Here is a 15140-nt window from a genome sequence, read left to right on the forward strand (position 1 = left end):
GTTAGTCGGGATGTGTCGCTGTAAAGCCGTTATGCCACCTGGCAACGCGAACAGAGAAGAGGAGGGGAATAGGTTATTGCAGACAAAAAAAGGGAGCCAGCGGGCTCCCTTGATGATTTGTTGGGCTTTAGAAGGTGTAGTTCGCGCTAACAGAGAAGTTACGTGGCGCACCGTAAACGCCATAGCTACCGAGGTAGTCGTAGTACTCTTTGTCAAACAGGTTGTTGATATTGCCCTGCACCGAGAACGTTTTGGTGACCTGGTAGCGGGTGAAGAGATCAACCACAGTGTAGCCACCCTGACTGATACGCGAAACGCCGGCAGGGCCGTTGTCGAGCGCCTGCCAGGTTTTGTTCTGCCAGCGAACGCCACCGCCCACGGCCAGTTCCGGCAGCATCGGCAACTGATAGCGGGTGAACAGTCTGGCAGTCGTGCGTGGCTGATCGGGATTGAGCGCGGCCCCGTCACCATCCTCGGCAATATAGCGGCTGGCACCGAAGGTTAACTGCCAGTTGTCTGTCAGTGCGCCGTTCAGCTCGAACTCAACCCCTTTACTGACGGTACCGTCGACAGATTTATACGCGGTCTGTCCGCCGGAGTTCGGAATAGCGACGCCAGTGTTGACCGCAACATTATCCTGCTCGGTGCGAAAGACGGCCAGGCTTGCTGTCAGACGGGTATTGAACCAGTCACCTTTTACGCCCGCCTCGTAGCTCTTACCGGTTGTCGGATCGAGGAATACGCTGTTAACGTCGCGCTGCCCGGCAGGCTGGAAGATGGAGGTATAGCTTGCGTAGGCAGACCAGGCGTCATCGATGTCGTAAACCAGCCCCGCATACGGGGTAACCTTATCGAAACTGGCGTTACGGATTTCATCAGGTTTACGCTCAAGATTGTACTTTGCGCTCCACTCGGTCCAGCGCGCGCCCAGGATCAGGTGCAGCGGGTCGGCCAGCGACAGGCGGGTGGCAGTGTAAACAGACTTCTGGCGAATAATATCGCGCTGATACAGCGCCCAGTCGGACCACTGCGGGTCGGCCAGAGTATTGCCGTTGTACTGATGAATATTGCCCACATCCATCAGCCCGAAGTTATCATTTACCGGGTAAGCGTTGTCGTAATTGTTGCGCTGACGGCTATAGCTGCCGCCAAACATAATTTCATGCTGTCGGCCGAACAGATCGTAGCCACCACGCACGAAAGCATCCACCGAATCCTGCTTACGCTCACCACGGTTCCATCCGCCCCAGGCGCCCTTGAATGCCGCAGAATCGTACAGACCGGTGGTTTTATCCGGGTAGCCATCGATATACATCAGTTTGCTATCGAAGTTGGTGTCTGCATGCATGGCGTTGATTTTAGCTTCCCAACCATTATCGAAACGTTGCGTCAGGTTAGCGAAGAGTTTTGTTGAGTCGGTGTTAGACCAGGCCCAGTCCGCCGCGGTGTTGAAGCCGCGACGGAAATGGGTTTTGCTGCCATCGCTATAGAGAGAAGGGAAACCGCCCCATGTCGGGCTGTCTTCTTCACTCTCCTGGTAATCATAGCCCAGGGAGAGGGTGGTCGAATCGGTAAGGTCCGTGTCAATGATGCCAGAGACGAATTTCTTACGGTAATGGTTACGTTCAAGCCAGCTGTCATTATCCTGATAACCCGCAATAACGCGCCCGCGCACGTTACCGGACTCGTTCAGCGGTGCCTGCAGATCGAGAACGTAGCGCTGTTTGTCCCAGCTACCATAAGTGGCGGAAACATTGCCTTTGAACTCTTTGCTGTCAGCATGCTTACGGACCATGTTGACATAAGCAGAAGGGTTACCTGTGCCACTCATCAGGCCCGCTGCGCCACGTACCACTTCGATTTTATCGAAAATCGCGGTATCACCTGCGGTGTCGTTAAAGTTCCAGCGGTTGTCGAGGAAGGTTGGCATATCCTCATAAGCAAAGTTGCTGATGAAGAAACCACGGGCAAAGAAGTTAGTTCGCGCGCTGTCAATACGTGAGGCGGTGACACCCGTGGTATTAGCCAGAACGTCTTCAATGGTATTCAGCTCCTGGTCCTGCATGCGCTGCTGGCTGATGACGCTTACCGACTGCGGAATGTCGCGAGGAACCAGCAGCAGCTTCGTTCCCGTGGTGGTGGTTTTTACGCTGTAATCCTGGTCCTGACTGCTGTCGGCCTGAACCGTACTCCCTTCAACGACCACGGTATCATCAGCGCCTGCGGCAAAACCTGTCGCCGGTACTAATGCAAATGCAATGGATATCGCCAGCAGGGACGGTGCGCCCGCAAATTTTCGTGACTCATCTCCGGCGTGAGTGGTGAAAGACATTATCAACCCTTAATGGTGTTTGAGCGGAAAGGGGCCTGCGGCGATACGTTCGTTGTCGCTACCGGACCTGATCTCTTTTTAATTAATAAATGCGCATGGAAATGCAAATGCGAAATATACGCATTCGAAATCACAATGTAAACAAAGGTCATAGTCCACATTGAAAAGCTGTTTTATTCGCTCAGCGCCTGGCGACAGGGCAGTGCGTAACCTGCGGCTGGGAAATAATGAAGAAAAAGAGTGTTATAGTTGAAAGAGCTGAATAATCTCGCTCATACTTAGCCCGGTGCGGGGTGCATGAAGCATAAAAATGCATAGCCCTTACGACTATAAAGGAAACCGTCATGGCCGAAGAAACCATTTTCAGTAAAATTATCCGTCGCGAAATTCCGTCGGATATTGTCTATCAGGATGAACTCGTCACTGCCTTTCGCGATATCTCCCCTCAGGCACCTGTTCATGTTCTGATTGTGCCCAATATCCTCATTCCTACTGCGAACGATGTCACTGAGGCACATGAACAGGCGCTGGGTCGTATGATGACCGTGGCGGCTAAAATTGCGCGTGCTGAAGGCATCGCGGAAGACGGCTATCGTTTGATAATGAACTGTAACCGTCACGGCGGACAGGAAGTGTGGCATATCCACATGCATCTGGTGGGAGGTCGTCCACTTGGCCCAATGCTGGCACATAAAGGCCCATAATATGGTAAACGGTCGCGTGATGTTGATGCTGGTGGCATTGTCAGCCGTAGGGTGTTCTTCGCGCCCGGCTATTCCGGTGGCGAACGATCAGAGTCTGGTCATGGAGTCAACCGTGCTGGCTGCGGGCATTTCAGCAGAGGAGCCCAACCTCAACACGCAGGATATTCAGCCCTCGGCGTCATCCCGTCTCTACAACGAGCGTGCACAACCGGTCACCGTTAACTATCGATTCTACTGGTATGACGTGCGGGGTCTGGAGATGCATCCGCTGGAAACACCACGCCGCGTTACCATTCCGGCACATTCCTCAGTCACGCTTTACGGCAGCGCTAACTATCTTGGCGCGCATAAGGTCAGACTTTATCTCTATTTGTAAGGGGTGAAAATTGATTAAAACAGCAGGACGTTACGCGCTGCTCACGGCGGTAGCCTTCATTCTTTCAGGTTGTATTATGCGTGGTGAGCAGGAGCCTGCCCCGGTGGATCAGGCGAATCCTCCGCAGCAGCAACCGGTACCGGAGCAGCCTCAACAGCCGATTACGCCAGTACCCACGGTGCCGACTTTCCCTCAGCAACCAGGTCCTATTGAGCATCAGGAAGAGACGACGCCGCCACCGCCTCGTGAACGTCACTACGACTGGAACAGCGCCATTTCGCCTATGGTTAGCAAAATGCTTCAGGCCAACGGCGTAACAGCAGGCAGTGTGCTGTTGGTGGACAGCGTCAACAACCGTACCAACGGGTCAATTAACACCAGTGAGGCGACAGAGTCGCTGCGTGGTGCGCTGGGGAACAATGGCAAATTTACACTGGTTACCCCTCAGCAGCTGAGTATGGCGAAGCAGCAACTTGGGCTTTCTCCGCAGGACAGCCTGGGTACGCGCAGTAAAGCCATCGGCATTGCCCGTAACGTCGGCGCTCAGTACGTGCTTTACTCCAGCGCCAACGGTAGTGCGAACGCGCCCGGGCTTCAAATGCAGTTGATGCTGGTGCAGACCGGCGAAATTATTTGGTCAGGTAAAGGTGCCGTTCAACAGCAATAACCTTCTGCGTGACGCAATGCTGTCACGCTTTTTTCCCGACTATGCTCCCGTCGCGGGCCAGCCTGCTGGCCTTAGCGGTGGGAGTTGTCTTATCCACAACGGGCATCATTTCCTGGTGCTCCGTCAGCGACATCCGGCGACCTCTTCTCCATTCAGGCGGCAGTATCGGGCGTTAAAAAAACTGGCCCCCGGAATTGCGCCGAGGCCCTGTTGCTGGCTGGGAGAGTGGATGGCCATTGAGTATCTACCCGGTGAAGTGGACGAAACGTTACCTGAGCCCCAGGTGCTTGCGGCATTACTTAACGCGTTACACCACCAGCCCCGGTTTGGATGGCGTATTTTGCTCCTTCCCCTGCTGGAAGATTACTGGATGAGGTCGTCACCATCGCGCCGCACGCTGTTCTGGTTAAGGACGCTGCAAAAGATGCGTCGGCAAGGGGAGCCCCGACCGCTACGGGTCGCCCCTTTGCATATGGATGTTCATGCAGGCAATCTTGTCAGACAAGAGCAGGGCCTCAGGCTTATCGACTGGGAGTATGCCGGGGATGGTGATGTGGCGATGGAACTTGCCAGTGTCTGGCTGGAGACGGAAAATCAGCGCACTGCGCTGGTAGAGGCGTATGCCAGGCGGGCGGCAATCGACACTGAAATGCTCCACCGGCAGGTGCGCCGCTGGCGACCCTGGACAGGTATGTTGATGGCCGGCTGGTATGAGTCCCGCTGGCAGCAAACGGGCGATCGTCAGTTTATTACCCTGGCCGATGCCGCCTGGCATCAGTTAAGAACCAATATGAAAGAGAGGTGAGTGTGGGTCCGGTGATGTTAGATGTGCAAGGATATGAGCTGGATGCGGAAGAGCGTGAAATTCTGGCGCACCCGCTGGTCGGTGGATTAATCCTTTTTACCCGTAATTATCACGATCCAGAGCAGTTACGTGAACTGGTGCGTCAGATTCGTGCTGCCTCTCATCATCGGCTGGTGGTGGCGGTCGATCAGGAAGGCGGGCGTGTTCAACGTTTCCGTGAAGGTTTTACCCGTCTGCCTGCCGCTCAATCCTTTGCGGCGGTGCTGGGTATGGAAGCAGGTGAAAGAGCGGCGCGGGATGCAGGCTGGTTAATGGCAAGTGAAATGATCGCCATGGACATCGACATCAGTTTTGCGCCCGTTCTCGATGTAGGCCACATCAGCGCTGCGATTGGCGAGCGTGCGTACCATGACGATCCGACGAAGGCACTGGCTATAGCCACCCAGTTTATAGATGGTATGCATAGCGCTGGTATGAAAACCACGGGTAAACATTTTCCGGGACATGGTGCCGTTTCTGCCGATTCACATAAAGAGACGCCCCGCGATCCCCGCCCGCTGGCAGACATCCGCAGCAAAGATATGGCGGTGTTCCGACTGCTGATTGAGCAGGGCAAACTGGATGCAATCATGCCTGCCCATGTGATTTACAGCGAGGCCGACCCGCGTCCGGCAAGCGGTTCTCCCTGGTGGCTGAAAACCGTGTTGCGCGCTGAGCTGGGCTTTGATGGCGTGATCTTCTCGGACGATCTCTCTATGGAGGGGGCAGCTATAATGGGCAGTTATGCTGAACGTGGTCAGGCTGCCCTGGACGCCGGTTGCGATATGATCCTGGTCTGCAACAATCGCAAAGGTGCTATCAGTGTGCTGGATAACCTGTCGCCGATCAAAGCTGAACGTGTTACGAAATTGTATCATAAAGGTTCATTTTCTCGTCAGGAACTGCTGAGCTCTTCACGCTGGAAGGTTGTCAGTCGCGAAATGGAACAGCTTCATGAGCGCTGGCAGACCATTAAAGCTGCTCAGTAAGCGTTAACGGACGGGGCGTTAGAGTAAGGGTGAGGAATAATGATCATCTATTTACACGGTTTTGACTCAAACAGTCCGGGCAACCACGAAAAGGTGCTGCAACTGCAATTTATCGATTCGGACGTTCGGCTCATCAGTTACAGTACGCGGCATCCTAAGCATGACATGCAGCATTTGCTCAAAGAAGTGGACAAGATGCTACAGCTGAACGTTGACGATCGGCCACTGATTTGCGGTGTCGGGCTGGGAGGGTACTGGGCGGAACGTATCGGCTTTTTATGTGACATTCGTCAGGTGATGTTCAACCCCAATCTGTTTCCTTTTGAAAATATGGAAGGCAGGATCGACAGGCCGGAAGAGTATGTGGACATCGCAACGAAGTGCGTCAGTAATTTTCGTGAAAAGAACCGCGATCGTTGCCTGGCCATTCTCTCACGCCATGATGAAGCGCTGGACAGCCAGCGTTCAGCAGAGGTGCTGCATCCCTTTTATGAAGTGGTCTGGGATGAAGCGCAGTCACATAAATTCAAAAGCATATCGCCGCATCTTCAACGCATAAAAGCGTTTAAGTCACTCGGTTAAGTAACAGCCCGGTCAACCCGGGCTTTTTTATCGCCTTATCTCCCGCAATGGGATTTCTTCCTCCTCATCGCGCGCCAGCAGCTACACTTGTTCATCTTTTATGCATGAAAACTTGATGTATATCAATTTTGGTATGACCAATGCACCGAACATGGTATTCTCATTGCAGTAACGAAGTATTTGTTGTGTAACTTGTTGTTAATTAAGTGTTATTTCCATAACCTTTAGTTAACAATTGGTTAATAATTTGAGGGGGTCACGTTGACTACACCATTGAAAAAAATTGTGATTGTTGGCGGTGGTGCTGGCGGGCTTGAACTGGCAACCCAGCTGGGTAAAAAACTCGGTCGCGGCAAGAAAGCAAAGATTACGCTTGTTGATCGTAATCACAGCCATCTGTGGAAGCCGTTACTGCATGAAGTGGCGACCGGTTCACTGGATGAGGGCGTCGACGCGCTGAGCTACCTTGCTCATGCGCGTAATCATCACTTCCAGTTCCAGCTCGGTTCGGTTGTCGACATTAACCGCGAAACCAAAACCATTACCCTTGCCGAATTGCGTGATGAAAAGGGTGAGTTACTGGTGCCCGAACGCAAACTGGCGTATGACACCCTGGTGATGGCGCTGGGCAGCACCTCTAACGACTTCAACACGCCGGGCGTGAAAGAGCACTGTATTTTCCTGGATAACCCCCACCAGGCACGTCGTTTCCACCAGGAAATGTTGAATCTGTTCCTGAAGTATTCCGCCAATCTTGGTGCCAACGGCAAGGTCAATATTGCTATTGTTGGCGGTGGCGCGACGGGTGTAGAGCTCTCTGCTGAGCTGCATAATGCAGTGAAACAGTTGCACAGCTATGGATACAAGGGCCTGACAAACGAAGCACTGAATGTCACGCTGGTCGAGGCCGGAGAACGCATTCTACCTGCGCTGCCGCCGCGTATTTCTGGCGCAGCACATAGCGAATTGACCAAAATGGGCGTGCGCGTCCTGACGCAAACTATGGTCACCAGCGCAGATGAAGGCGGCCTGCACACCAAAGATGGCGAGTACATCAAAGCCGATCTGATGGTCTGGGCTGCGGGCATCAAAGCGCCGGACTTCATGAAAGAGATCGGTGGGCTGGAAACCAATCGTATCAACCAGTTGGTGGTGGAGCAGACTCTTCAGACCACGCGCGATCCGGATATTTATGCCATCGGCGACTGCGCGTCGTGCACGCGTCCTGAAGGGGGCTTTGTGCCGCCGCGCGCGCAGGCAGCGCACCAGATGGCAAGTCTGGCACTGCACAATATTTTGGCGCAAACCAAAGGCAAGCCGCTGAAGGCTTATGTCTATAAGGATCATGGCTCGCTGGTCTCTCTTTCAAACTTCTCCACGGTGGGAAGCCTGATGGGTAACCTGATGCGTGGCTCAATGATGGTCGAGGGGCGTATTGCACGCTTCGTCTACATCTCCCTGTACCGCATGCATCAGGTAGCGCTGCACGGCTATTTCAAAACCGGCCTGATGATGGTGGTTGGCAGTATCAACCGCGTGATTCGCCCGCGCCTTAAGCTGCATTAATCCTGTACGCTGCTCCTCCGTTTAGTGATAGGGGAGAGCAGCGCTTTTTCACTTTCGCAAGTTACCCGTTGCTCGGATAACTCTGAATCCCCTTTATTTCCTTACCCTTCTCCCTTTTTTCCGCTCTTTCCGATTGGCGTCGTAGTAGCCTGGTTGCAGAATTGTTACCAATTGCAAACCAGGGGAGGAAATCCTGTGAATAAATCAATGTTAGCGGGTATCGGTATTGGCGTGGCCGCTGCGCTGGGTGTCGCTGCGGTAGCAGGCATGAACGTGTTTGACCGTGGTCCTCAGTATGCGCAGGTAATCTCCGCCACGCCAATTAAAGAATCGATTAAAACGCCGCGTCAGGAGTGTCGCAACGTAACCGTAACCCATCGTCGTCCGGTGCAGGATGAAAACCGCATCACTGGCTCAGTGCTGGGGGCGGTGGCAGGGGGTGTCCTGGGTCACCAGTTTGGTGGCGGTCGCGGGAAGGACGTGGCCACAGTGGTAGGGGCGTTAGGCGGCGGGTATGCAGGTAATCAGGTGCAGGGTGAAATGCAGGCGCGTGATACCTACACCACGACTCAACAACGTTGCCGGACGGTCTATGATAAATCCGAGAAAATGCTGGGCTACGACGTGACGTATAAAATTGGCGATCAGCAGGGTAAAATTCGTATGAATAACGATCCTGGAACTCAGATCCCACTGGATGGTAATGGTCAGCTTGTTTTGAATAACAAAGCGTAAAATAGCAGTACTGTACCTGTTGGCTCCTCAATTGCTCAGGCTGAGGGGCCTTTTTTATTATCAAGGCCTTATGATTAAGGCCTTGATATAGTCAGATGAGCTCCTGCTGAAACCTGAGCAGAAACCCGGTGATAAGAACAGCGATAAAAGCAAAGAGTACGGAACCACCACATAAAACCCAGAGGCCAGATAATAATGTAATTACTATTAGCACTTTGATGAATGGTAATAGCAAAATCATCGTCGTTTTCCTTCTGCATGTGTCCAGTCAGTATGTGCGCAACGTTATCGAAGAGCCAAAATGCGCAAATAAGTAAACCCACCAATTCTTTAATAACGTCATCATAACGTTGCTTTTATTTGCGCAGGTAAATCGTTAGCAGCGCAATAATTACTGTTTAATCTTAGCAAAGCGGTAAAAACGACTTTACGTTTTCACCTATTGTTTAAATAGGTGAAAACGATAATGAGAGGCACGCATACAGGTTCAGCGGGTTATCAGGGTTGGCCACAGACGAAGCGTCGTGCGCACTACCTGCAGCAGCTTGTCGCAACTCGCTCCTTCACGCGCACTAATGGACATGCCCTGTAAAATACAGCTCAGGAATTCAGCCACCTCCGTTAACGGTGTGTCCCCGGGAATTTCACCTCGCTGCTGGCGGAGAGCAAGAAATTGCAGCAATAACTGTTCCTGACGTGCGTGGCGCGCCTTAATGGTTTGTGCAATGGTCTGTGAAGAGGCTGCCAGTGTGGCTGACGTATTAATCAGAAAACAACCTGCAGGCGTCTCTTTACTGGTAAAGCAAGTTGCAACGGCGGTGAAGTAATCTTCGAGTGCCTGTGTCACGGGTTTTCCTTCGCCAAGCAGTTGCGCCTCATGCTGCGCTGCAAAGCGGGCAATATACCGGTCAAGGACCGCACGGAATAACCCCTCTTTATTAGTAAACTCTGCATACAACGTTGGCGCTTTTGCGCCGGTAGCTTCTACAAGATCGGATAATGATGTGGCTTCATAACCATGCTGCCAAAAGAGCGTCATGGCTTTGTCGAGCGCCGCTTCCCTGTCGAACACTTTCGGTCGGCCACGGCTTTTTTTAATACTACTGCTGACGTCATCGGTCATGTGCCGTTCCACCTTGTTGGTTTGTTGAACAATCATTATAAAAATAAATGTTCATTGATGCCAGCAGCAAATAGCACAAATTATTAAATTATATCTATCTGATAATTAACGATTTATCAAATTAAATAACATTCATTATAAAAATGGATTGACGAGTGATATAGATCACATTTATCATTTGATTATCGATCGTTAATTAATTAAATTTTAACGACCTCCTCAATCATCTGCCCGGAGTCATGAACATGAAAAACGTTAAAACACTGTTTGCTGCTGCTATCCTGAGTTCCCTCTCGTTTGCAAGTTTTGCTGCTGTACAGGTTCAGGCCACTCCTACTGGTCAACAGGAAGTGGGGACCGTTGCTGTTTCTGCAGGTACTAACCTCTCGTCAGTTGAAAACCAGCTGGCACAAAAAGCCGAAGCGTCTGGCGCAACGTCTTACCGTATCACCTCTGTGACCGGTTCTGACAAACTGCACGGTACAGCGGTTCTCTACAAATAATTGTTGAGTTAAGCGACGTAAGTACCACAAAAAAGGCCCCGCATGTTCGGGGCCTTTTTTTATGCTTAAAGCGATTGGGATGGTGGGGGGGCATGACGAGTGACGTCGACTGGCATGCCGGAACGGATCTCAATGGCGTGGTCGAAAACATCGGCTTCGCTTTCAGGCGCGTTTCTAAAACGCTGCATCGTCTGATTAAGGGTAACTGGCAGCAGCCGTGGATCGTCATCAATGGATTTTGACAGCGGCTGGTGTACCTCCACAAGACGTCGGCCATCCGGTTCCGCTGACACCTTGATTGGAGTATTGATGATATTGACGCGAGTACCTGGTGTAATGGCATTAAACAACGCCTGAATGTCATCGTCTCTCAGGCGAATACACCCTGAACTGACGCGCATGCCAATGCCAAAATCAGCATTGGTGCCGTGAATTAAATACACGCCGCCGTAGGCCGCCAGGCGAATAGCATGATGACCCATCGGGTTATCAGGACCTGCCGGAACGACAGCAGGCAACTCAATGCCCTGCGCTTTATAGCGGGCGCGGATATTGGCGGTTGGCGTCCAGGTAGGGTTCGCACGCTTATCCGATACCGTGGTCACCATCGTAGGCGTAAGCGTGTCGCTGTCCAGTTGCCCGATACCGATAGGGTAGACCGTGACCTCGTTGGTGCCGGGCGGATAGTAATAGAGTCGCAGCTCAGCAAGATTTATCACAATCCCCTGGCGTGGCGCGTCGGGCAGCAGAGTCTGCAAAGGTATCGTCAGTACACTACCCGCTCGCGGCACGTATGGATCAACGCCTGGGTTGGCCTGCAATAGGGCGAGAAAACCGACATTATATTTTTTTGCGATAGCCTCCAGCGATCCCCCATCATTTTCCACAACATGATAGCGATTTTCACCTACCATCCGCCCGCCTGCCGGGGGGAGGGGCCAGGTATTGGCTCTTGCGGGTAGTACAAGCACCACGGCAATCAGCACCGCCCAGAGTGCAATGCGCGCATCTTTTATCATCATCATAATCCATGTGAATAATAAGGTTATTTTTATAAAAACAGCCAATGGAATTATGGTGGGCTGAAGCGTCGGGAAGTCCTGGGGAGTGCAAAGTGTTTGTAAATATGGCAGGAAAACCGGATCGGGAGCGTGCCGATCCGGTCTGGAGGTGCTATCAGGCGACGGCGTTCTGCTCCAGTTGCAGCATAAAGTTACGAACCCATTCCATACGGGTTTTACGCTCGCTCAAATCCTGGAAGAACTTCAGTCGCGTCGGGCCATCGAGCCGGAAGTGCTGCGGCTGTTTTTGCAGCAGACCAATGAGCCAGGCCGGGTTAACGTGATTCTTCTCGCTAAATTCAATACTCCCTCCTTTTTCATTACCCTCAAGCTTACGAATCCCCAGTTTCTGCGCCTGCTGCCGCAGTCGGGCAATATCCAGCAGGGTGCGGGCAGCATCCGGCAGCAGGCCAAAGCGATCGATCAGCTCCACTTTGATCTCATCCAGCTCGTTTTCATTTCTCGCACTGGCGATGCGCTTGTAAAACGAAAGGCGGGTATTCACATCAGGAATATAATCATCCGGCAACAGGGAGGGCATGCGGAGCTCGACTTCGGTCTGCTGACTGGTGAGATCTTCCAGTGACGGTTCACGGCCAGCCTTGAGGGCATCAACTGCGCTCTCCAGCAGATCCATATAGAGAGAGAAGCCGATCGTTTCCATTGAACCACTCTGGTCCTCACCTAGCAGCTCGCCAGCGCCACGAATCTCAAGATCATGCGTAGCCAGTGCAAAACCGGCCCCTAAATCTTCCAGCGAGGCGATAGCTTCAAGACGTTTTTGCGCATCGGTAGACATCGCTTTTGGATGTGGCGTTAACAACCAGGCATAAGCCTGATGGTGCGAACGGCCAACACGACCACGGAGCTGGTGCAGTTGCGCAAGACCAAAGTGGTCGGCGCGTTCGATAATAATGGTATTGGCAGTAGGGATATCAATGCCGGTTTCAATAATGGTGGTACATACCAGAACGTTAAAACGCTGATGATGGAAATCATTCATCACCCGTTCCAGCTCGCGCTCACGCATCTGGCCGTGGCCGATGGCGATACGCGCTTCGGGCACCAGCTCCGCCAGCCGGTCGGCGGCTTTCTGGATATTCTCGACATCATTATAGAGATAGTAGACCTGACCGCCGCGCAGAACTTCACGCAGGATAGCTTCGCGAACCACCAGATTGTCGAACTGTCGGACAAAGGTTTTCACTGCCAGTCGGCGGGCAGGTGGGGTTGCAATAATCGACAGATCCCGCATACCGCTCATCGCCATGTTCAGCGTGCGCGGAATGGGCGTTGCGGTAAGCGTCAGGATATCCACATCGGCGCGCATCGCTTTGATCCGCTCTTTGTGGCGCACGCCAAAGCGGTGCTCCTCATCGACGACCAGCAGGCCTAAATCTTTGAGTTTTACATCACTTTGCAGCAATTTATGCGTACCAATCAGGATGTCGATTTTTCCCTGGGCGGCCTGCTCCAGAATCTGCGCCTGCTCTTTAGCGCTGCGAAAGCGAGAGAGCATCTCAATGCGTACCGGCCAGTTGGCGAAACGATCGCGGAAATTCTCAAAGTGCTGCTGCGCCAGCAGGGTCGTTGGCACCAGCACTGCAACCTGCTTGTTATTCTCAACGGCGAGGAAGGCGGCGCGCATCGCCACCTCCGTCTTGCCAAATCCAACATCACCGCATACCAGACGGTCCATTGCCAGTGGCTGGCACATGTCACTCAGTACAGCATTGATGGCCTGAGCCTGATCCACGGTGGTTTCAAAGGGGAAGCTGTCACAAAAGAGCTGATACTGTTCTTTATCATGCCGGAAGGCAAAACCAGCTTTTGCTGCCCGCTGGGCGTAGATATCAAGAAGTTCAGCTGCCACATCACGCACTTTTTCTGCGGCTTTCTGCCGCGCTCGCGACCAGGCATCGCTGCCAAGTTTATGCAGCGGGGCGTTCTCTTCCGCGCCACCCGCATAGCGGCTGATAAGATGCAATGATGAGACGGGCACATAAAGTTTGGCGTCGCCAGCATAGGTAAGCATCAGGTATTCGCCTTTGATGCCGCCCGCTTCCAGGGTTGTCATGCCCGCATAGCGCCCCACGCCGTGCTCCAGGTGAACCACGGGCTGACCGATGTGCAGCTCCGCGAGATTGCGAATCAGAGTATCGGGGTTAATGGTGCGCCGACTGTCCTGACGACGACGGGCAACCCGTTCGCCTAACAGATCGCTTTCGCAAATCAGCGCCCGGTTACGCAGAGTATCAACGAAGCCATGTTCAGCTGCGCCTATCATCAGATAGCGCCCGCTAGCGCCAGCATCATCAAGTTGCGCAATGGGTTTTGGTGACACCTTAATACGTGCCAGCAGTTCACCCAGAGCTTCGCGTCTCCCTTCACTTTCTACAGAAAAAATCACCGGGCCGGTGAAAGATTCAAGGAACTTACGCAGGTTATCCAGCGGGGATTTATTCTGTGCCTGCACCGACAGATCCACGAGCGTCTGATAGCCGAGGTTTGTATGACCCGCTTTTTCCGTCAGATGTTCCGTTTTTAACTGGATGCGAGGCCAGTGTTTAAGCTGGCTGAACAACTCTTCCACACGTAACCAGAGCTGCTCAGGCGGCAGCAACGGGCGCATCGGGTCAACGCCACGGTTTTCAAAACGTGCCTGTATTTCCTGGCTGAAACGTTCCGCACTTGCTTCAAGGTTACCGGTGTTGATTAGCAGAGTACCGGCCGGGAAATAACTGAAGAGTGCGGGCAGGGGTTCATTGAAGAAAAGTGGCTGCCAGTACTCGATCCCAGCGGGCAGGGTCCCTTTGCTGACCTGCTGATAGATGTGTTCGGCATCGCGTTTGACATCGAACCGATCGCGCCACTGGCTTCTGAAGAGTTCAATAGCGCTTTTATCCGTCGGGAACTCATGAGCCGGAAGCAGGTTGATGGCCTCGACTTCCTCAAGCGTCCGCTGCGTGTCGGCGTCAAACAGGCGCAGGCTGTCAATTTCGTCATCAAAGAAGTCGAGACGATAAGGCTGGGGACTGCCCATTGGGAAAAGATCGAGGAGTGCGCCACGGGTGGCGTACTCGCCATGTTCCATGACCTGATCCACATGGCGATAACCTGCGCTGTCGAGCTGAGCGCGCAGCGCATCGCGGGACAGACGCTGCCCTTTTTTCATGACCAGCGCATGACCGTGCAGGTAGTTATGCGGGCAGACCCGTTGCATCAGCGTATTGACCGACACAATCAAAATACCCTGCTTTAAGGCCGGTAGTTGATACAGTGTCGAAAGGCGCGAAGAGATGATTTCCTGATGCGGTGAAAAGCTGTCATAAGGCAGCGTTTCCCAGTCCGCGAGGTTTATCACTTTAACCTGGGTAAACTGCGCAACTTCATCCTGCAAACGCAGGGCGTTCTGCATATCGGGGGCAATCAGGACCACAGGGCCTGGGTGACGTGCGGCAATTTCAGCGACTTCTGTTGCACACGCAGAGCCAGTCAGTTCGCCAAGCTGACGGTGATCGCCAGCCTTCACGGGCAGAGAATAACGATAGTCTTCAGGCATAGGTAGAATCAGGATCTCATGTATGTATGCCCCTGTTATGGGGGCATATTACTGATACGCAATCCCTTTATTATCCGCGATTGTGATTTATTCGCC

At 52.9% G+C, this 15140-nt stretch carries 13 protein-coding genes; 9 read left to right on the forward strand and 4 right to left on the reverse strand.

Going from position 1 to position 15140, the window contains the following annotated elements:
• Positions 1-127: 127 nt before the first annotated feature.
• Positions 128-2332 (reverse strand): ferric-rhodotorulic acid/ferric-coprogen receptor FhuE, encoded by a 2205-nt coding sequence (gene fhuE, locus M1D91_RS09160; RefSeq protein ID WP_437430296.1) that lies wholly within the window; start codon positions 2330-2332, stop codon positions 128-130.
• 344 nt (positions 2333-2676) lie between these two features.
• On the opposite strand from fhuE, the gene hinT reads away from it, so the two are divergent.
• The 8 genes from hinT (at position 2677) to M1D91_RS09200 (ending at position 8795) form a co-directional block, all read left to right on the forward strand.
• Positions 2677-3036 (forward strand): purine nucleoside phosphoramidase, encoded by a 360-nt coding sequence (gene hinT / locus M1D91_RS09165; RefSeq protein WP_437430297.1) that lies wholly within the window; start codon positions 2677-2679, stop codon positions 3034-3036.
• Position 3037: 1 nt separating this feature from the next.
• Positions 3038-3412: a YcfL family protein gene (locus tag M1D91_RS09170; protein WP_437430298.1), complete on the forward strand. Its 375-nt coding sequence runs from the start codon at positions 3038-3040 to the stop codon at positions 3410-3412.
• Between the two features lie 76 nt (positions 3413-3488).
• Positions 3489-4079, forward strand: a complete 591-nt coding sequence (lpoB, locus tag M1D91_RS09175) for a penicillin-binding protein activator LpoB (RefSeq protein WP_437430545.1) — start codon at positions 3489-3491, stop codon at positions 4077-4079.
• Positions 4080-4095: 16 nt separating this feature from the next.
• The gene (thiK, locus tag M1D91_RS09180) at positions 4096-4884 is read left to right on the forward strand and encodes a thiamine kinase (protein ID WP_437430546.1); all 789 of its coding nucleotides are present in this window, start codon (positions 4096-4098) and stop codon (positions 4882-4884) included.
• Positions 4885-4886: 2 nt separating this feature from the next.
• The gene (gene nagZ, locus M1D91_RS09185) at positions 4887-5912 is read left to right on the forward strand and encodes a beta-N-acetylhexosaminidase (RefSeq protein ID WP_437430547.1); all 1026 of its coding nucleotides are present in this window, start codon (positions 4887-4889) and stop codon (positions 5910-5912) included.
• A 39-nt stretch (positions 5913-5951) separates the two neighbouring features.
• Complete coding sequence (ycfP, locus tag M1D91_RS09190; protein WP_437430299.1) at positions 5952-6494, forward strand: alpha/beta hydrolase YcfP; 543 nt, start codon at positions 5952-5954, stop codon at positions 6492-6494.
• 261 nt (positions 6495-6755) lie between these two features.
• Entirely contained in the window at positions 6756-8060 is a 1305-nt protein-coding gene (locus M1D91_RS09195) for an NAD(P)/FAD-dependent oxidoreductase (RefSeq protein WP_437430300.1), read from the forward strand.
• Between the two features lie 195 nt (positions 8061-8255).
• Complete coding sequence (locus M1D91_RS09200) at positions 8256-8795, forward strand: glycine zipper 2TM domain-containing protein (protein ID WP_437430301.1); 540 nt, start codon at positions 8256-8258, stop codon at positions 8793-8795.
• Between the two features lie 487 nt (positions 8796-9282).
• Here M1D91_RS09200 and M1D91_RS09205 read toward each other — a convergent pair whose 3' ends face one another.
• Positions 9283-9918 (reverse strand): TetR/AcrR family transcriptional regulator, encoded by a 636-nt coding sequence (locus tag M1D91_RS09205; RefSeq protein WP_437430302.1) that lies wholly within the window; start codon positions 9916-9918, stop codon positions 9283-9285.
• Positions 9919-10163: 245 nt separating this feature from the next.
• Here M1D91_RS09205 and bhsA point away from each other — a divergent pair, with 245 nt between their 5' ends.
• Entirely contained in the window at positions 10164-10421 is a 258-nt protein-coding gene (gene bhsA / locus M1D91_RS09210; protein ID WP_437430303.1) for a multiple stress resistance protein BhsA, read from the forward strand.
• Positions 10422-10486: 65 nt separating this feature from the next.
• Here bhsA and ldtC read toward each other — a convergent pair whose 3' ends face one another.
• Positions 10487-11443, reverse strand: a complete 957-nt coding sequence (ldtC, locus tag M1D91_RS09215; RefSeq protein WP_437430548.1) for a L,D-transpeptidase LdtC — start codon at positions 11441-11443, stop codon at positions 10487-10489.
• A gap of 154 nt (positions 11444-11597) precedes the next feature.
• Complete coding sequence (gene mfd / locus M1D91_RS09220; protein WP_437430304.1) at positions 11598-15044, reverse strand: transcription-repair coupling factor; 3447 nt, start codon at positions 15042-15044, stop codon at positions 11598-11600.
• Between the last annotated feature and the right edge of the window lie 96 nt (positions 15045-15140).

The organism is Enterobacter sp. SA197 (assembly GCF_054131575.1).